Here is a 17,511-nt window from a genome sequence, read left to right on the forward strand (position 1 = left end):
CTTGGCTTTTTCTCAATGATAAGCTTGAAAGATAGAAAGGAATACCCTTATGTTAGTTAACTATACAACACCAACAGCGGTGTACATTCATATTCCCTTTTGCACAAACAAATGTCATTATTGTGATTTCAACTCTTATGTCCTCAAAGGGCAGCCTGTGATGGAATATTTAGATGCACTTGAGCGTGAAATGGAGCTTACTGTACGAAACAATCCGCCACAGAAGGTGGAGACGATCTTTGTTGGTGGCGGAACGCCAACCGTTCTATTGCCAGACCAAATGGAGCGATTCCTCAAGATTGTTCGAACTTATTTCCCAGCGGATAGCGCGGAAGTAGAATTCTCGATGGAAGCTAACCCAGGAACGACGGACGAAGATAAGCTTGCTGTGATGAAAGCTGGCGGCGTCAATCGCATAAGCTTTGGTGTGCAATCTTTTAACAATGACATCCTTGCGGCGATCGGCCGTATTCATAATACAGATGATGTGCACAGAAGCATTGCCAATGCGAAGAAATTAGGTTTTGATAACTTATCCATTGACCTGATGTTCGGACTTCCAAAGCAAACAGTGGAAATCATGCAGGCAACATTGGATGAGGCGTTGTCACTTGATTTACAGCATTATTCAATTTACAGCTTGAAAGTAGAAGAAAACACGTTGTTCCACACCTTATTTAACAAAAATCAACTGCCTCTTCCAAGTGAAGATGAGGAAGTCGATATGTACGAACTCATCATGCGCCGATTAGAGAGTGCGGGCTATAAGCAGTATGAGATCAGCAACTTTGCCAAGCCTGGCCGCGAGAGCAGGCATAATACGATGTACTGGCGCAATCGCTCCTATTACGGATTAGGTGCAGGTGCACACGGGTATATGAATGGTAAGCGTCATGTGAATGTGAAGGGCATCCAACCCTATATTGATGCTACGAAGCTGGGATTACCGATCATGGAGCAATTCGACGTGACGCCGCAAGAAGCGATGGAAGACTTTATGATGGTTGGACTGCGACTGCTAGAAGGTGTGCGCAGCACGGACTTCATGAATCAATTCGGAGAGACGATCGAAGCCCACTTCGGAACTACGCTGCAAAGCTGGATCAACAAGAAGCTGATTGAGCAAACGCCGGAAGGATATCGTTTATCCAAGCACGGTATTTTGCTAGGAAATGAAGTCTTTGCTTCGTTCTTAAGCTGAACCAATTTCATGCAAAAAACGCTTGTGCATTTATACGTTTCGTTGTATATTTATACATGAATCCACAAGCGAAACAGCGGAAAGCCGCAGGGCGCTAGCGTGGCTTTTATGCATTTTTGTGCGAATGGTGGGTGGGGAAGCGTGAATACATCAACTACGGTGTCCGTAAGAAAAGCTTCGGTGGATGATATCGATAAGCTTTTTGAAATCATACAGGGGTATGCCAAGCAAGGCATCATGCTGCCGCGGAGCAAGGAAATGCTCCAAGATCAAATTGATACGTTTGTTGTCGCTGAATTCGATGGCCTATTAATAGGGTGCGGTTCACTGACGAGGTTGGGGCCAGATCTGGTTGAGATTCGCTCACTTGGGATGACGCCTGGCTACAAGGGTCAAGGAATCGGTGGCAAACTTGTTGACTTTTTAGTCGAAGAGGCAAGAAGCCAAGGAATTATTAAAGTGATGGCACTTACGTATGAAGTGGCTTTCTTTCAAAAAAACGGCTTTACACTCGTTCCGAAGGAGATTTTTCCTGAGAAGGTTTGGAGAGACTGCATGCATTGCAAAAAACAGTATTGTTGCGATGAAATCGCCGTACTTAAACGTTTGGATTGACTTGACAACAGACCTTAGGGTCTGTTATTTTTGTATTAGGATTTAGCACTCACTAAATACGAGTGCTAACGAAGGTGGCAAATAGTGAAAAGTGAGGAGGAGGGGTACTCATGTTGACAGAGCGCCAACGCATGATTTTAAGTGCAATCATTGATGATTACGTTCGTTCAGCGGAGCCAATTGGTTCGCGAAGTATTTCGAAGCGTGGGAATGTTGGGTTTAGTCCAGCAACCATACGTAATGAAATGTCTGATCTCGAAGAAATGGGCTATCTTGAGCAGCCTCATACGTCCGCAGGTCGTATACCTTCACACAAGGGTTATCGCTATTATGTCGATCATTTGCTCCAGCACGGCTCCTTGCATAGTCATGATTTGGATTCTATGAAGGGTGCTTTCGCAGAGCGTATTCAAGAGATGGAAGGTGTTATTCAGCACGTTGCTGGCATGCTCTCCAGTCTTACGAACTACACGTCGATCGTGCTCGGTCCTGAAGTGTTTAGTACAACTTTAAAGCATATTCAAATTATCCCGATCTCGGATACTACAGCAGTAGCAATCCTAGTGATGAATACGGGGCATGTTGAAAATAAAACCGTGACGATACCTGAAGGCATGCCAATGTCGGAAATCGAGAAGGTCGTCAATATTCTGAATACAAGGCTGAAGAATGTGCCGTTGGTTCAGTTTAAATCAAAGCTTTACAACGAAATTTCAAATGAATTAAGCAAATATGTGACCGGCTATCAAGAGCTTCTTGGTATGGTTGAGAGTGTACTGCAAAGCGATGAGAAGGATCGTGTTTTCCTCAGTGGAATGACGAATATGCTCACACAGCCTGAATTCAAGGATGTGGAGAAAGTGAAGAGCATTTTTGATCTGCTGGAAGAAGCACCGACTCTCATCAAGTTATTTACTCCTTCAAATGAAGGCATCGAGATAAAAATTGGTGCTGAGAATAGTATTGAAGCCATATCGAATTGCAGCTTAATCACAGCTTCATACTCCATTGCCGGTACGCCGCTTGGCACGATTGGTATTTTGGGACCTACTCGCATGGAATACGGTAGAGTCATTGGTTTAATGGAACATCTATCGAAGCATATGGAACTGGTCTTAGGACGTTGGTATGGTAAATGACAGGAGTCAAACCCATGCATGGTGAAAGTGAAGAACGGTACTCTACGTTAGTCAATAATGCCGCGGCAGTTCGGGCGATTTGTTCGGCAGTCGAAGGAACCCTGGGTCCTAAGGGGCTGGACACAATGCTAGTCGGCGGCCAAGGTGAGGTCATTATTACTAACGATGGTGTGACGATATTGGAAAAGATGGATGTTACGCATCCAGCAGCGAGATTGATGATTCAAGTCGCTCGCAGTCAACAACGGCAGATTGGCGATGGAACGACAACAGCTACAGTGTTAGCTGGCGCGATGGTGCAAGAAGGTGTTGCCCAAGTTACGCGCGGTGTTCCTGTAGCAAAGGTTGTCACTGGCATGCTGCAAGGGATTGAAATGGCCGTAGCGAGTCTAGAGGGCCGCAGTCGTAAGATCGCAGGTCTAGCAGATCGAGCGCTTCAGCGTATTGCTTACACGGCAGGGCGAGAGCAAACGGATATCGCTAAACTCGTTATTCAAGCGGCCGAAGCCGTTGGTGAGGCGAAGCTGCGCGAAGAGGGTTATCGCTTCGCGGACAGCGTGCTCGCCCACGAAGTAGCGAGCAGTGAGGTCTGGACCGGCATCCTGCTGAATGGGAAGCCGATGAACCTGCATCTCGAGCAGGAGCACCGAGATGCCCGCATCCTCGTGCTGCATGATGCTCTGGAGCCTGAGGCGGTCAGCGAGGAATCGCTGGTCACCGAGGCAGGCTTCCAGCGCTATATGCAGCTCCGGGAGCTCTTCCGCAGCTCCCTCGGCATGCTGCTGGAGCTTGGCGTCGGTCTGATTGCATCAGACCGCGGGGTTGACCCTGAGGCGGAGCAGTTTTGCTCCGACCATGGCATTCTCGTGCTGCAGCGGTTGTCACGTAGGGACTTGCAGCTGCTGAGCGAGCACACCGGCGCTAGGCCGGTGCGGCGCACGGCGCTGCGCAAGAGCGCGCCGGAGCTCAGCGCGGCGCTCGGTCACGCGGGCTATGCCGCGTATGACGAGCGGCTGGAGCGCGTGCGCGTCGCGCAGGGTCACGGTGAGGGGCACGTGACCGTGATCGTTGGCGCCGCGACGCGCGAAGCGGCGCATGAGCGCTCGCGCATCGCGAAGGACGCTGCGTCAGCCGTCCAAGCCGCCGTGCGCGGCGGGTACTTGCCCGGCGGCGGCGCAGCTGAGATGGCCGTCGCGCATGATCTGGAGCGTGTGCGCGAGACGATGAGGGGCATGGAGGGCTTTGGTGTGGCCGCTGTCGCGGGAGCACTGCGCAAGCCATTGTCTCAAATCGTAGTGAACGCAGGCTACAATCCGCTCGAGAAGGTTGAAGAGCTGAAAGCGGCCCAGCTTGCACAGGATACGGACAGCCTAGGGATCGATTGCGATACGGGGCTGATCACGGATTTTGTGGAAGCTGGGATTATGGATCCGACAGATGTGAAAATTCACGCGCTGCAAGCGGCTGGTGAAGTAGCTGCCGCGGTACTGCGTATCCATACAGTGATCAAGATGAAGCAACCTTTTGAAGAGAATTAAATGTGGGCAAACTAAACCCAAATATGTCGTGTATTATGTTTAGGAGGTGAAGGACAATTGAGTACTGGAGATAACAAAACAGTGGAACAAGACATTAACCCTACATACGCAGCCGAGAATGAATCAACGACAGAGCAAGAAGTTGTTGAGGAAGTCGTTTCCGAGGAAGCGAATAGCGAATTGGAACAGGCGCGTGTGCAAGCCGAAGAAAACTATCAGCGTTTATTACGCGTTCAAGCGGACTTCGACAACTTCCGTCGCCGTGCAAGAGCGGAGAAGGAAGATTTCGCGAAATACGCTTCGCTTAAATTGATTGAACAGCTATTACCGATTGTGGATAACTTTGATCGCGCGCTGTCTTCAAGCAAAGAGACGAAGGATTTCGACGCATTGGTGAAGGGCTTGGATATGACTTACCGTGGCATTGATCAACTATTAACAGCTGAAGGGCTTAAGCCTATTGAGGCGGTTGGTCAACCGTTCAACCCTGAATTCCATCAAGCTGTGATGCAAGTGGAATCCGAGGAGCATGAAGAAGGTATTGTTGTTGAAGAATTGCAAAAAGGCTATATCCTCAAAGACAAGGTCATCCGACCTGCAATGGTTAAGGTTAGCGTATAAGTCTAATTTTGATCACGAGACTAAAGGATCTTATCTTTTTAAATAAAAACTAATGACGTTCCTAGAGGAACATAAGGAGGCATCTTTACATGAGTAAAGTAATTGGTATTGACTTAGGTACTACAAATTCTTGCGTTGCCGTTATGGAAGGCGGAGAAGCCGTCGTAATTCCAAATCCAGAAGGTAACCGCACAACGCCATCCGTTGTAGGTTTCAAGAAAGATGGCGAGCGCGTTGTTGGTGAAACAGCAAAGCGTCAAGCTATCACAAACCCAGACAAAACAATCTCTTCCATTAAACGTCACATTGGTACGAACCACAAAGAGAACATTGATGGCAAAGACTACACGCCACAAGAGATCTCTGCAATCATCCTGCAAAAGCTAAAAGCAGATGCAGAAGCGTACCTTGGCCAAACGGTTACACAAGCGGTAATCACGGTTCCTGCTTACTTTAACGACAGCCAACGTCAAGCGACGAAGGATGCTGGTAAAATTGCTGGTCTTGAAGTTCTTCGTATCGTCAATGAGCCAACAGCAGCAGCACTTGCTTACGGTTTGGAAAAAACAGAAGATCAAACCATTCTCGTTTATGACCTTGGTGGCGGTACATTCGATGTATCCATCCTTGAGCTAGGCGATGGTTTCTTCGAAGTTAAAGCAACAAGCGGTGACAACAAATTGGGCGGAGATGACTTTGACCAAGTTGTTATGGATTACCTCGTTGCTGAATTCAAAAAAGAGCAAGGCATTGACCTTTCCAAAGATAAAGCGGCAGTTCAACGTTTGAAAGATGCAGCTGAAAAAGCGAAAAAAGAACTTTCCGGTGTTTTGACAACGACTGTTTCCCTTCCGTTCATCACGGTAGCAGACGGCGTTCCTCAGCATTTGGAGTTGAACTTGACGCGTGCGAAGTTCGAAGAACTATCCGCGGCGCTTGTTGAAAGAACACTAGGACCAACTCGTCAAGCACTTCAAGATTCCGGTTTGTCCACAAGTCAAATCGATAAAGTTGTTCTTGTTGGTGGATCCACTCGTATTCCTGCGGTTGTAGAAGCAATTAAGAAATTGATTGGTAAAGAGCCACATAAAGGTGTTAACCCGGATGAAGTTGTTGCCCTTGGTGCAGCTGTTCAAGCTGGTGTTTTGACTGGTGAAGTAAAAGACGTTGTTCTTCTAGACGTAACACCACTTTCCCTTGGTATCGAAACAGCAGGCGGCGTATTCACGAAAATGATCGACCGCAACACAACGATTCCTACAACGAAATCACAAGTGTACTCCACATATGCAGATAACCAAACTAGCGTAGAGATTCACGTTCTTCAAGGTGAGCGCTCCATGGCTAGCGGTAACAAAACACTTGGCCGCTTCATGCTAGGTGATATTCCTCCGGCTCCGCGTGGCGTTCCGCAAATCGAAGTTAGCTTCGATATCGATGCGAACGGTATCGTAAACGTGTCTGCTTTGGATAAAGGAACAGGTAAAAGCCAAAAAATCACGATCACTTCTTCCAGCGGTTTGAGCGATGCAGAAGTTGAACAAATGGTGAAAGACGCGGAAGCGCATGCTGAAGAAGACCGTGCACGTAAAGAGCTTGTAGAAGCTCGCAACGAAGCGGATCAATTGGTATACTCCGTTGACAAAACGATCAAAGATCTTGGCGACAAAGTTGACCAAGGCGAGATCGACAAAGCGAATGCAGCGAAAGAGAAAGTAACAACTGCACTTGCAGGCAACGATCTTGAAACGATCAAAAAAGCTACAGAAGAATTGACGGAAGTTATTCAACAACTTTCTGTTAAATTATATGAGCAAGCTTCTGCTGATCAAGGCCAAGGTCCTGATGCTGGTGCAGGCGAATCTCCTAAAGGCAGAGAAAATGTTGTTGACGCTGACTACGAAGTAGTTGACGAACCTAAAAAATAAACATATTCTAACTAAATAGAAGTTTAAAGAGGTTCTTTAAACACTGTTTGTTATCAATTAACGTAAGAGTCAAAGCCAAGGGGAGTTCTCCGTGGCTTTGACTTTCCGTTTGTAGTCTTGAACATGGGAGTGGAACAAGTGAGTAAACGTGATTATTACGAAGTATTAGGTCTCGGCAAGGATGCTTCGCAGGATGAGATCAAGAAGGCTTACCGCAAAATGGCACGTCAATATCACCCTGACGTCAATAAAGCGGCGGATGCTGAAGATAAGTTCAAAGAAGCTAAGGATGCATACGATGTTCTGAGTGATGATCAGAAGAAAGCGCAATACGATCAGTTCGGTCATGTCGATCCGAATCAAGGATTTGGCGGCGGTCAAGACTTCGGCGGCGGCTTCGGGGATATTTTTGATATGTTCTTCGGTGGCGGCGGTGGTGGTAATCGTCGTAATCCGAATGCTCCGCAACGCGGTAATGATTTGCAATATACGATGACCGTGGAATTTAAAGAAGCCATTTTTGGTAAAGAAATGGATATTAACATTCCTCGTACAGAGAATTGCGATACCTGTCATGGTTCAGGTGCTAAAGCTGGGACGAAGCCTGAAACTTGTGGCGGCTGTCACGGCAGCGGACAACAAGAAGTGGTTCAGAATACAGCATTTGGCCGTATTGTGAACCGCCGCGTGTGTACGTCCTGTAATGGTTCCGGTAAAATCATCAAAGAAAAATGCGGAACGTGTCATGGCGCTGGTAAAGTGAAGAAAACACGCACCATTCACATTAAGATTCCAGCAGGTGTGGATGATGGTGCTCAACTTCGCGTATCTGGTGAAGGTGAAAGCGGAACTCGCGGAGGCCCATCTGGCGACCTTTATGTCGTTATTCGTGTCAAAAATCACGAGTTCTTCCAACGTGAAGGCAATGACGTATACTGTGAAGTGCCTTTAACTTTCATGCAGGCAGCCCTTGGTGACGAAATTGAAATCCCAACGCTGACGGAGAAAGTAAAGCTCAAGATTCCAGCTGGTACTCAGACGGACACGTATTTCCGTCTCAAAGGCAAAGGCGTTCCGCATCTTCGTGGCTTCGGTCAAGGGGATCAACACGTGAAGGTTATCGTGATGACACCGACGAACTTGTCAGAAGATCAGAAGGATTTGCTGCGCCAGTTCGGCAAGCAAAGCGGCGAGCATACGCATGAGCAAAGTCAGTCTATTTTTGAACGTATGAAAAGAGCCTTCTTAGGCGATTAATGTTTGATAGCAGCACCTCAAGTGCTTGGATGACAGATTTAATCTGTTGATTCATGCACTTGAGGTGCTTTTTGTTTTGTTGCAGGCGTTAACGATGAGTGGAGCCGAAGGTGGTATGAACGTAACATCCCATGATGTGCTCAGGAAGGAAGTCGCCGCACAGCCGAGCGCTCCTGAGCACAAAATGTGCTCAAGCAAGAAGACGCCACGCTGCAGAGCCCTCCTGAGCACAAGAATTGTGCTCAAGCAAGAAGTCGGCACGCTGCCGAGCGCTCTTGAGCACAAAAATTGTGCTCAAGCAAGAAGACGCACACTGCCGAGCGCTTCTGAGCACAAAAATTGTGCTCAAGCAAGAAGACGCACGCTGCCGAGCGCTACTGAGCACAAAAATTGTGCTCAAGCGCGTAGTCAGAGCACCGCGCCCCCTATTAATCATCCCTTTACATATACCATCAAATTTACAAAACCTACATATGGATTTGACGTTCTCCAAATCTATGAGCCTTATGCTAGTAAGGTGAAATACTATTTTTGGAGGGAAAACATTTGAAAAAAGCGTTAAAACAAATCATGAGTTCTGGAATGGCAGTTTCCTTATTAACTCTAAGTCTAGCAGGTACAGTTTCTGCTGCAGATTCAGCGGCACCATCAACTTCCGTTGCTCCACCTTCTAAAAATTTGATTGTTCTTATCGGGGATGGCATGGGACCAGCTGAAGTAACAGCTGCTCGTTATTACGCAAAGAAGTTCCTAGGTAAAGATCATCTGGAGCTAGATGGCGGTTATTATGTTGGAAAAGCGACTACATACTCACAAGCAAGTCCTTATACAACGGAGTCTGGTGCAATTACGGATTCTGCCGCAGCGGCGACAGCATTTTCAACTGGGAATAAAACATATAACAATGCCATTAGTGTCTCTAACGGTGAAGTAGCTTCACCTTATGCTTCCGTGATTGAAGCGGCTATGAAGCAAGGCAAGGCAACAGGTCTAGTTTCAACAGATAACATTACTGGAGCTACGCCTGCTGTATGGGCATCCCATGTACGTCAACGCAGCAATCAAAATGCGATTGCATCGCAATATTTGAACAGTGGAGTGGATGTTATCTTCGGTGGAGGTAAGGTCAACTTCACGACGAAAGAAGATAAAGGAAAACGTACGGACAAGAATATCATTCCTGATTTTCAAGCTAAGGGGTACCAAACGGCTTTTGATAAAAAAGGTTTGGAAGCCATTCCTGTGACTGCGGGTAAGGCGCTTGGACTTTTCGCAGATGCGGAAATCCCTTACGTACTTGACCGTACAGAGTCAGTACCTAGCTTACCGCAACTATCGCAAAAGGCATTGGATATTTTATCCCAAAATAAAAATGGTTTCGTCTTATTGGTAGAGCAAGGTCGTATCGATCACGCTGGTCATGCCAACGATCTGCCTGCCAACATTCAAGAAATGCTAGAGCTAGATGCGACGTTTAAGACATTAGTTGATTTTGCTAAAAAAGATGGCAATACCTCTGTTGTTGTTTCAGCGGATCATGAGACTGGCGGTCTTTCCCTTGCTAGAGACAATGTCTATGAAATCAATGTAGATTTGTTTAACAAACAGAAGCATTCCTATGAGTATATCGATGGTATTTTGAAAAAAGCGCAAACAGCCGAAGATATCCGCAAAATCGTTGCAGACAATATTGGCTTCACGGATCTGTCTGATGAAGAGGTTCAATTGATTTTGAATGGCGATGGCTCCTCCTATGGACGTGGCGGCGGTTATAATGCAGTCGTGTCGAAACGTCTTGCCGTTGGCTGGACAGGACATGGTCATACTGGGGTTGATGTTGGTGTGTGGGCATATGGTCCGATTGCTTCGCTAGTTAAAGGCGACATCGATAATACGGATATTGCGAAAAATGGTGCAAAAGTGATCGGTGCTGATTTGGCAGCGGCCACAAAAGAGCTTCAAGACAAATATCTGTACCCAATGTTCAAAGTAACGCGTGATTCCAAAACTTTGTTTACGGCAAGATCACTAGCTGAATCTCTCGGCATTCAAGTAGGCTGGGATGAAGCTACACATACCGTAACTTTCACAAAAGATAGTCAAAAGATTTCTGTTCTTGTCTCAACGGGAGAGATTACTGTGAACGGTACGGCAAGTGCATGGGTTGGCAATGTGGATAACGGTAAGTTGTACTTGCCGCTGGAAGCTTTTAATCAACTGACTGGAAAAACATTCACATGGGATTCCTTTAATGAGCGTATTGTAAAAAATTAATATTAGGAGCAGACGGACATGGGGGGCTCCTTCCCTGTGTCCTCTTTTCTTTTTGTAGTCAAATAGAAGTGAGGAGGGTTTGCATGATTAGCATGCAGGGAATATCGAAATCGTTCCGACTCCATGGTCAAAACTTGCCAATCTTGCAAATAGCGAAATGGCACATTCAAAAAGGTGAAAGAATCGCACTAATGGGACCGAGTGGCTGTGGGAAAAGCACGCTTTTACATCTGCTAAGCGGTGTTATTACGCCAGAACAGGGTGAAATCTGGGTAACTGGCCAACCTGTTCATCTTCTTTCCGAAAGTAAAAGAGATCGCTTTCGAGCGGAAAATATCGGCTATATATTTCAAGATTTTCATCTCATTTCTTCACTTACCTTAAGAAAAAACGTTGAGTTGATTCTGCCGCGCACGTGGTCGAAGAGGGAGCGAACGGAGAAGCTTGACGATTGGTTTGAACGTGTAGGATTGAAAGATCGTAGGGACCATCTACCATCGCAACTATCACGGGGGCAACAACAAAGAGCCGCAATTGTTAGGGCTTTAATTACAAAGCCCCCACTACTTTTAGCGGATGAGCCGACTGGCAGCTTGGATTGGGAGACGGGGAGTGAGTTGATGGCCTTGCTGCTTGAGATTTGTAAAGCTGAGCAATTGACTTTGGTTTCAGTCACGCATGATCGACATATCGCAGAAATGTTTCCGACAAGAGTAGATATGCGAGAACTGAATGAGCTGCTTAGGAGTGTATCGGTATGAGTGTCATCTCTTTGCTTTGGAGCCAACTCTGGCATCGTAAAACCCTGTCACTATTGACGATTTGCTCTGTAGCTATTACAGCTGCCCTGGTTGTATTCCTTCTAATATGCAGTCAAGGCGTTGAGCGAGGCGCTGAAAATGGTTATGGACCTTTTGATGTCACCATTGGAGCCAAAGGCAGCAGTACACAGCTTGCCCTTAATACCTACTACCACATTGGTGCGCCTACGGGGAATATTCCAATCACGGTTTTAGATGATGTGCGCAAAAATGACTTCGTGGATTCGGCTTATGCCATGACGACTGGTGATAATTATCAAGGGTTCCCAATTATCGGCATGGAGCCAGGTTATTTCCTGACACGCTATGGCGCTGATAAACAAATGGCACAAGGTGCTCTTTACGGAAAGCAAGGAGAGACCATTGTTGGTTCTTACGTGGCAAGTTCGCTGGGTCTATCAGTGGGAGACACTTTTGTTGGTGCACATGGACTTATACAGGAAGCAGGCTTGCATGAAGAGGAGGAAGAAGGCGAGGAAGAGGGACACCATGCCTTTACATATACAGTAGTGGGTATACTGCCGACACTTCATACATCAGATGATCGCGCTGTATTTACGACTTTGGATTATGCCTGGGCTGTTCATGAAAGTCAGCAAAGTGGCAAGCACGATATTACAGCCATTCTTGTCAAACCGAAATCACTTCTTGGTGCTCAAACGATCAAAACAGAGTTCGCTCAATACAATAATGTGCAGTCTGTCTTTACGAGCAAAGCGGTCGCTGATGTAGTTAACGTTGTTGATCAAGGAACACAAGCAGTGAAATTCGTAACGATCATATGTATTTTACTCGCAGCAGGCTCGATATTATTATCGTTGGTTGCTGCCGTTCATGAACGCAAAAGGGATGTTGCTTTACTGCGATTAATAGGAAAATCGAAGCAGTTCATCTGGTTTTCCCTAATCGGAGAAGGTGTTCTATTAACCATTATGGGGTTAATTGTCGGGATTGCTCTCGGGCATATCGGCGCATTTCTGAGCAGCGATGTTGTTTTCGCGCAGACAGGTTTACAAATACAAGCGGCTGCTTATTTACCAGGGGAGTTTGGGCTGATTGTAGTTACTTTACTGATTGCGGTAGCAGCTTCCATTGGTCCAGCGATTCAAGCTTATCGCGTTGATCCTTTGCAATTATTCCGGTCTTGAGGTGACGATAGGATGAGAAATAGATATTGTACGATAGGACTAATCGTAGTCCTGTTCGTTATTGTTTCGGGGTGTGGCCAAAAGCAGGTAGAATCGTCAGGACAGTCCTTCGGTAGTATCGTTTCACCAACCACAACCGTAGCTTCCGCGATGCCAAGCAGCCCTGTCTCCCCCAAGGAGACATCTGCTCCTGTTTCGACAACTGAAAGTCCTGCGACTAGTGGCCCGGATGCGTCCGCAGTTCCTACTACGAAGCCTACACTGCCACCATCGCCTTCCCCACAGGCACAGGTTAGTGACACACAGTCCGTTGTAACTTCACCGAAGTCTGCCGAGATTGGAGGAGGTGCGGCTCCGAAGACTGAGACCAAACCAGTGGAGACCAAAGCAGAAGCCAAACCGACAGAGCCGGTCAGTTCGCCAAACGCGACAAAAAACCATTTGACCAACGAGATCAAATGGGGAGAGTTTTTCGATACTGCTAAGCAAGATACGCCATCCAATAAGTTTTGGGATATGAACGGGAAGACCGTCCAGATCAAAGGATTTATGGGGGAAGTTTTGTCCTTTGAGAAGCACTGGTTTCTTCTGATTCCTCAACCAGGAGCAGAATGTCCCTTCGATAATGGTGACGAGACGTACTGGAATCAAATCATGATTGTGTATGTACCCGATGCAGTGAAACTGAGATATACCTCGGGCCCTCTTTTGATCACCGGGAAGCTTGATGTCGGTATTAAGCTTGATGAATCCGGCTACAAAACGATGTTTCGGTTATATAATGCTTCTTTTGAAAAGATAAAGGAGTAATCATGCTGTTAGGATTTGCATAAAAAGGTTCTGGTTCGCAAACGATATATGGGGCTTTCAATAAAGGGATTAGGAATATAGGAGGCATGCGTATATGAACCAGAAGCACAATAACCAAGCACAAAGCAACCTGCCAGTTGCTAAACAAGAGGATGTTGAATTCTCGTCAGAAGTAGCAGATAAAGATGATTTCGAAGCAGCCGCACGTGCGCAAGCAGCGGATGACCGTCAGGAAGATCAGTAATGGCTGAGCGAGCGATTCTTGCCTATTTTTATTCACCAGAGCAAGCTGAAGGTGTCGCTTCAAAATTAAAGGCCTTGCGAGCAGTCGATGTGCAAGTTGACCGCTTTTCAAATGATATTGGCAGTGGGTTTGAGTCATCCATGGCGGATAGTATGATTAATAGTGATCAAGAGACGGATGCAGCTCGACTTGATATTGTTCTAGCAGCTGTGATTGATGAGAAATGTTATGAGCAAGCGATCCGTGTGATTGAAACAGCGGGCGGGTCGGTTTAAACAAGAAGCACCTGTTCCTTTGAACCTCATCAATTGAGGCTGAAGGAGCAGGTGCTTTTAACCATGTACAGATTATTCAACGCTCATCAAATTGACAAGCTTATCGGGATAATTCGTAATAATGCTGGACACACCAAGAGCGAGCATGCGTCTCATCATTCTAGTGTCATTGACTGTCCAAACATAAACTTCTTTATGGTAATTCTCGGCCAATCTCATGAAAGATTCATTCACAAGCGGATAAGCCGCAGAAATAACGTCATAATCCGAGCTTTTCATTAGCTCATTCAGATTATCGGTGTTTTGACCTACAATGAGGCCAGTCTTAATGGCGGAGTTCAGAGATTTCACTTTATGCAAAAGCTCCGCGTCGAAAGAGGTCACGGTGCATTCTTTTACAAAATCATGGGACTGGATGATATCTACCGTTTTTTTGGCAAGATCCACTACATGACCGTTATTTTTTAACTCGATATTCAACTTCAAATGACCTTTGGCGAGTGTAATTACTTCATCCAAGGTAGGGACTCGCTCATCTTTGTAATCTTTATGATACCAACTTCCAGCATTGGCTTGTTGGAGTTCAGCTGAGGTGACTTCCCACATATTTTTGTTGATACCAGTCGTTCTATCCGCACTATTATCATGCATAAGCATGACGACGCCATCTGCCGTTTCTTGGACATCTAACTCTGCATATCCAGCGTGATCGGTAATGGCTTGTTGAAACGCAGCTAGCGTATTCTCTGGCGTATGCCCTGAGCTTCCACGATGAGCAGTAACTTGACTGTAATTATCGGCACTCAAGGTTTTGGTTGTCAGGGGGGCGATAAGGGCCATTACAAGGAAAACAGGAAGTACCATGAGTGTTTTTCGCATAAGCTGTCTCCGTTCTTACAATAGATAATAATGATGACTTATTCAATGTAACACCAGATTGTTAGAACAGTGTTAAGAAAAATAAAAAAGCGCTTACATTTATGAGTCCATTTTACCCCAGAAGCGAAGTGTAGTACAATACTCTTTGTGAAAATAGACCTAGTAGGTTCATTTTACATAGGGAGTAACCGACAGGAGGAGCAATACCGATGCTTTGGCAAGAATTAACTGTACATACGACAGAAGAAGCGATTGAGATGATAACTAACTTTGTTCATGAATTGGGTGCCGGAGGTGTTTCCATCGAAGAATCCGGTACTTTAAATAAAGAGCGAGATACGTCATTCGGTCAATTATACGAAACACCGTTTAACGATATCCCGGAAGGGAGAGCTGTGATCAAAGGCTATTTTTACCATGGCACAGACATGGAACCTGTTCTCGCGAATCTGAAGGCATCTGTTGAACAATTGGCGGATTTTGATATCGATACGGGAAATCCGACGTTTGAAGTTGTCGAAGTTGATGATGAAGACTGGGCACATGCGTGGAAAACGTATTTCAAACCGATCCGTGTTTCCGATCGATTGACGATTAAACCAACTTGGGAAGAGTATACGGCATCGCCAGATGAATTAATCTTAGAGCTTGACCCAGGTATGGCGTTCGGTACAGGTACACATGCAACGACATCACTTTGCTTGAAAACGCTAGAGAAAGTGCTGCAGCCTGGTGACGACGTGATTGATGTGGGAACGGGCTCAGGTATTCTTTCCATTGCAGCAGCTAAACTTGGAGCTAAACATGTCCTTGCGGTGGATCTAGATCCCGTAGCTGTTACTAGTGCGTTGGATAATACGAAGCAGAATCAACTCGAAGATAAAATTACGGTGAAACTTAGCGATCTTCTTGGCGTACTTAAAGAAAGCGAGTCCGAAGGGGATGCAGGGTTAGGCGTGTCCATTCCTGTTCAACTCGTCGTTGCGAACATATTGGCAGAGGTCATAGTGATGTTCGTTGATGATGTGTACGAGGTGCTGCAACAAGGCGGATATTACATTACTTCAGGCATCATAACGAATAAAGAAGCGGATGTAGAAAAAGCACTGATTGCAGCTAAATTCACGATCGTAGAGAAAAACTATGATTCGAATTGGGTTGTGATCGTAGCTAGAAAGCTGTAGGTGTTGGTTCATGGGAGGCTTATTATTTTACGATTGGAATACGTTGCCGTTTGTCATCTTGGTGCTCGTACTTTCGTTTACGATTCATGAATGGGCTCATGCGTATAGCGCCTATAAGTTAGGCGACGATACGGCCTATAGATTTGGCCGCGTCTCCTTGAACCCGATGGTCCATTTGGATCTTTTCGGAACGATCATGCTGCTAATTGCCGGCTTTGGTTGGGCGAAGCCCGTGCCCGTAAATCGTGGTAATTTCAAGCGACCTCGCTTGTTTGGCATTATTGTAACCGCGGCGGGCCCAATTAGTAACTTGATTATGGCCTTTATTACGTTATTTATTTTCGCTCTGTTCCAGAAGTATGGCTGGTTAGATGGGATGTCCAAGGGTAGCGGAGATGCAATTGTCTTGTTCTTGAAGTTAATGTTGAACATCAACATTACCCTGTTCCTGTTTAACTTAATACCAATTCCGCCACTTGATGGGTATCGCATTATTCAGGATTTGGTTAACCTTAGATACACGGAAGCACTTCAAAAGTTTGAACAATGGGCTTCTGTGATTTTCCTGCTAGTCGTCTTTATCAGACCATTACGTCAGGTAACGTTAGATCCTTATCTACGTTTAGGTGATAGCATTATCAACCAGTTTGCTATTGTAATTACTAGCATACTGGGCATGTAACCTCTGACCAGACAGTTCCATATGGATTTTCAGGCTCAAACGAGGTATGACGGTGTGTGGTAGTTTCACTGGATCTTGCAGTCCAATAAAGTTCAAATGAACGAAGATAGAGAGGCTTTGACTATGCAGCGTTATTTTCTCCCGCCTCAGCAGTTCCATGCTTCTACACAAACTGTCACCATTGAGGGTGATGATGCACATCATCTAGGTCGTGTCATGCGAGCAGAAGTAGGAGATAAAGTGATCTGCAGCAATGGCGTGGATCGTGAGGTGCTCGTTCGTATCACTCACTTGGATAAGGGAGCTGTGACCGCGGAAATCGTAGAAGAGCTTGCGATGGATGCTGAAGCAACAGTTGACGTGTGGATTGCACAGAGCTTACCTAAAGGCGATAAGATGGAGCTTATTATTCAAAAAGGGACCGAGATCGGGGCAGCCCGGTTTCTTCCTTTTTTATCGGAACGAACCATTGTGCAGTATGATGCGAAGAAAGAAGCTAAGCGCACAGAGCGCTGGCAGAAAATCGCAAAAGAAGCAGCCGAACAAGCGCACCGTAACCGCGTGCCGCAGATTGAGTCGGTCTACTCGTGGAAACAATTGTTGCAGCGAGCTAAGGAAGCGGATGTCGCATGGATTTGTTATGAGAAGGAAGACGGTCAGCAGCTAAAGCCAGCTATACAGGCTGCTCTAGCAGCAGGTCAGTTAGGATCAGGCAAACAAGTTTTGATTGCGGTAGGCCCCGAGGGTGGATTCACAGAGCAAGAAATTAAGCAAGCGGAAGATGCTGGCTTTCGCTCGGTTTCGCTGGGGAATCGCATTTTACGGACAGAGACGGCTGCCATGGTGGGTCTTACGTGTCTGTTCTATGAAACCGGAGAAATGGGAGGATAAGCGA

17 protein-coding genes and 1 pseudogene are annotated in these 17,511 nt (G+C 46.2%); 17 read left to right on the forward strand and 1 reads right to left on the reverse strand.

Annotated elements, in window-relative coordinates; genetic code table 11:
* The first annotated feature begins 49 nt into the window (after positions 1 to 49).
* From hemW to J2736_RS12215, 14 genes and pseudogenes are all read left to right on the forward strand, one after another.
* Complete coding sequence (gene hemW, locus J2736_RS12150) at positions 50 to 1,201, forward strand: radical SAM family heme chaperone HemW (RefSeq protein WP_310226857.1); 1,152 nt, start codon at positions 50 to 52, stop codon at positions 1,199 to 1,201.
* Positions 1,202 to 1,342: 141 nt separating this feature from the next.
* Positions 1,343 to 1,816 (forward strand): N-acetyltransferase, encoded by a 474-nt coding sequence (locus J2736_RS12155; RefSeq protein ID WP_310226859.1) that lies wholly within the window; start codon positions 1,343 to 1,345, stop codon positions 1,814 to 1,816.
* A gap of 110 nt (positions 1,817 to 1,926) precedes the next feature.
* Positions 1,927 to 2,955 carry a heat-inducible transcriptional repressor HrcA gene (gene hrcA, locus J2736_RS12160; RefSeq protein ID WP_310226861.1) on the forward strand — a complete coding sequence of 343 codons (1,029 nt, stop codon included), beginning with the start codon at positions 1,927 to 1,929 and terminating at the stop codon, positions 2,953 to 2,955.
* A complete protein-coding gene (locus tag J2736_RS12165) occupies positions 2,952 to 4,493 on the forward strand; it encodes a TCP-1/cpn60 chaperonin family protein (RefSeq protein WP_310226863.1) in 1,542 nt (513 codons plus the stop codon). Before hrcA ends, J2736_RS12165 begins: the two co-directional genes overlap by 4 nt.
* A 57-nt stretch (positions 4,494 to 4,550) precedes the next feature.
* The gene (gene grpE / locus J2736_RS12170) at positions 4,551 to 5,114 is read left to right on the forward strand and encodes a nucleotide exchange factor GrpE (RefSeq protein ID WP_310226865.1); all 564 of its coding nucleotides are present in this window, start codon (positions 4,551 to 4,553) and stop codon (positions 5,112 to 5,114) included.
* 89 nt (positions 5,115 to 5,203) lie between these two features.
* The gene (gene dnaK / locus J2736_RS12175; RefSeq protein ID WP_310226867.1) at positions 5,204 to 7,042 is read left to right on the forward strand and encodes a molecular chaperone DnaK; all 1,839 of its coding nucleotides are present in this window, start codon (positions 5,204 to 5,206) and stop codon (positions 7,040 to 7,042) included.
* A gap of 123 nt (positions 7,043 to 7,165) precedes the next feature.
* Positions 7,166 to 8,299 carry a molecular chaperone DnaJ gene (gene dnaJ, locus J2736_RS12180; protein ID WP_310499106.1) on the forward strand — a complete coding sequence of 378 codons (1,134 nt, stop codon included), beginning with the start codon at positions 7,166 to 7,168 and terminating at the stop codon, positions 8,297 to 8,299.
* A gap of 46 nt (positions 8,300 to 8,345) precedes the next feature.
* On the forward strand, positions 8,346 to 8,849 hold the full coding sequence (locus tag J2736_RS12185; protein WP_310226869.1) for a hypothetical protein: 504 nt from the start codon (positions 8,346 to 8,348) through the stop codon (positions 8,847 to 8,849).
* Positions 8,846 to 10,573 (forward strand): alkaline phosphatase, encoded by a 1,728-nt coding sequence (locus J2736_RS12190; protein ID WP_310226871.1) that lies wholly within the window; start codon positions 8,846 to 8,848, stop codon positions 10,571 to 10,573. Before J2736_RS12185 ends, J2736_RS12190 begins: the two co-directional genes overlap by 4 nt.
* Positions 10,574 to 10,656: 83 nt before the next feature.
* A complete protein-coding gene (locus J2736_RS12195) occupies positions 10,657 to 11,334 on the forward strand; it encodes an ABC transporter ATP-binding protein (protein WP_310226873.1) in 678 nt (225 codons plus the stop codon).
* A complete protein-coding gene (locus J2736_RS12200) occupies positions 11,331 to 12,542 on the forward strand; it encodes an ABC transporter permease (RefSeq protein ID WP_310226875.1) in 1,212 nt (403 codons plus the stop codon). The genes J2736_RS12195 and J2736_RS12200 overlap by 4 nt, the downstream gene beginning before the upstream one ends.
* Positions 12,543 to 12,554: 12 nt before the next feature.
* Positions 12,555 to 13,352 carry a hypothetical protein gene (locus J2736_RS12205; protein WP_310226877.1) on the forward strand — a complete coding sequence of 266 codons (798 nt, stop codon included), beginning with the start codon at positions 12,555 to 12,557 and terminating at the stop codon, positions 13,350 to 13,352.
* A 91-nt stretch (positions 13,353 to 13,443) separates the two neighbouring features.
* Positions 13,444 to 13,596: pseudogene (locus J2736_RS12210) on the forward strand (YfhD family protein); the annotation flags it as partial.
* The gene (locus J2736_RS12215; RefSeq protein ID WP_310226879.1) at positions 13,596 to 13,871 is read left to right on the forward strand and encodes a hypothetical protein; all 276 of its coding nucleotides are present in this window, start codon (positions 13,596 to 13,598) and stop codon (positions 13,869 to 13,871) included. The pseudogene J2736_RS12210 and the gene J2736_RS12215, both read left to right, overlap by 1 nt.
* 72 nt (positions 13,872 to 13,943) lie before the next feature.
* On the opposite strand, the gene J2736_RS12220 is transcribed toward J2736_RS12215, so the two are convergent.
* Positions 13,944 to 14,750: a glycerophosphodiester phosphodiesterase gene (locus J2736_RS12220; RefSeq protein WP_310226881.1), complete on the reverse strand. Its 807-nt coding sequence runs from the start codon at positions 14,748 to 14,750 to the stop codon at positions 13,944 to 13,946.
* A gap of 209 nt (positions 14,751 to 14,959) precedes the next feature.
* Between J2736_RS12220 and prmA the strand changes: the two genes are divergently transcribed.
* The 3 genes from prmA (at position 14,960) to J2736_RS12235 (ending at position 17,507) form a co-directional block, all read left to right on the forward strand.
* Positions 14,960 to 15,934, forward strand: coding sequence for a 50S ribosomal protein L11 methyltransferase (gene prmA, locus J2736_RS12225; protein WP_310226883.1), 975 nt, complete (start codon positions 14,960 to 14,962; stop codon positions 15,932 to 15,934).
* Between the two features lie 10 nt (positions 15,935 to 15,944).
* A complete protein-coding gene (locus tag J2736_RS12230; RefSeq protein WP_310226884.1) occupies positions 15,945 to 16,616 on the forward strand; it encodes a site-2 protease family protein in 672 nt (223 codons plus the stop codon).
* A 123-nt stretch (positions 16,617 to 16,739) separates the two neighbouring features.
* The gene (locus tag J2736_RS12235; protein ID WP_310499107.1) at positions 16,740 to 17,507 is read left to right on the forward strand and encodes a 16S rRNA (uracil(1498)-N(3))-methyltransferase; all 768 of its coding nucleotides are present in this window, start codon (positions 16,740 to 16,742) and stop codon (positions 17,505 to 17,507) included.
* Positions 17,508 to 17,511: the final 4 nt, after the last annotated feature.

Origin of the sequence: Paenibacillus qinlingensis, from assembly GCF_031455095.1 — a bacterium.
In the GTDB taxonomy this organism is placed as follows: domain Bacteria; phylum Bacillota; class Bacilli; order Paenibacillales; family NBRC-103111; genus Paenibacillus_E; species Paenibacillus_E qinlingensis_A.

Coding starts and splice junctions, on each gene's coding strand:
- J2736_RS12195 (WP_310226873.1), top strand. CDS start 10,657: ATGATTAGCATGCAGGGAATATCGAAATCGTTCCGACTCCATGGTCAA.
- J2736_RS12205 (WP_310226877.1), top strand. CDS start 12,555: ATGAGAAATAGATATTGTACGATAGGACTAATCGTAGTCCTGTTCGTT.
- J2736_RS12230 (WP_310226884.1), top strand. CDS start 15,945: ATGGGAGGCTTATTATTTTACGATTGGAATACGTTGCCGTTTGTCATC.
- J2736_RS12235 (WP_310499107.1), top strand. CDS start 16,740: ATGCAGCGTTATTTTCTCCCGCCTCAGCAGTTCCATGCTTCTACACAA.
- hrcA (WP_310226861.1), top strand. CDS start 1,927: ATGTTGACAGAGCGCCAACGCATGATTTTAAGTGCAATCATTGATGAT.
- hemW (WP_310226857.1), top strand. CDS start 50: ATGTTAGTTAACTATACAACACCAACAGCGGTGTACATTCATATTCCC.
- J2736_RS12215 (WP_310226879.1), top strand. CDS start 13,596: ATGGCTGAGCGAGCGATTCTTGCCTATTTTTATTCACCAGAGCAAGCT.
- dnaK (WP_310226867.1), top strand. CDS start 5,204: ATGAGTAAAGTAATTGGTATTGACTTAGGTACTACAAATTCTTGCGTT.
- J2736_RS12165 (WP_310226863.1), top strand. CDS start 2,952: ATGACAGGAGTCAAACCCATGCATGGTGAAAGTGAAGAACGGTACTCT.
- J2736_RS12220 (WP_310226881.1), bottom strand. CDS start 14,750: ATGCGAAAAACACTCATGGTACTTCCTGTTTTCCTTGTAATGGCCCTT.
- J2736_RS12200 (WP_310226875.1), top strand. CDS start 11,331: ATGAGTGTCATCTCTTTGCTTTGGAGCCAACTCTGGCATCGTAAAACC.
- prmA (WP_310226883.1), top strand. CDS start 14,960: ATGCTTTGGCAAGAATTAACTGTACATACGACAGAAGAAGCGATTGAG.
- dnaJ (WP_310499106.1), top strand. CDS start 7,166: ATGGGAGTGGAACAAGTGAGTAAACGTGATTATTACGAAGTATTAGGT.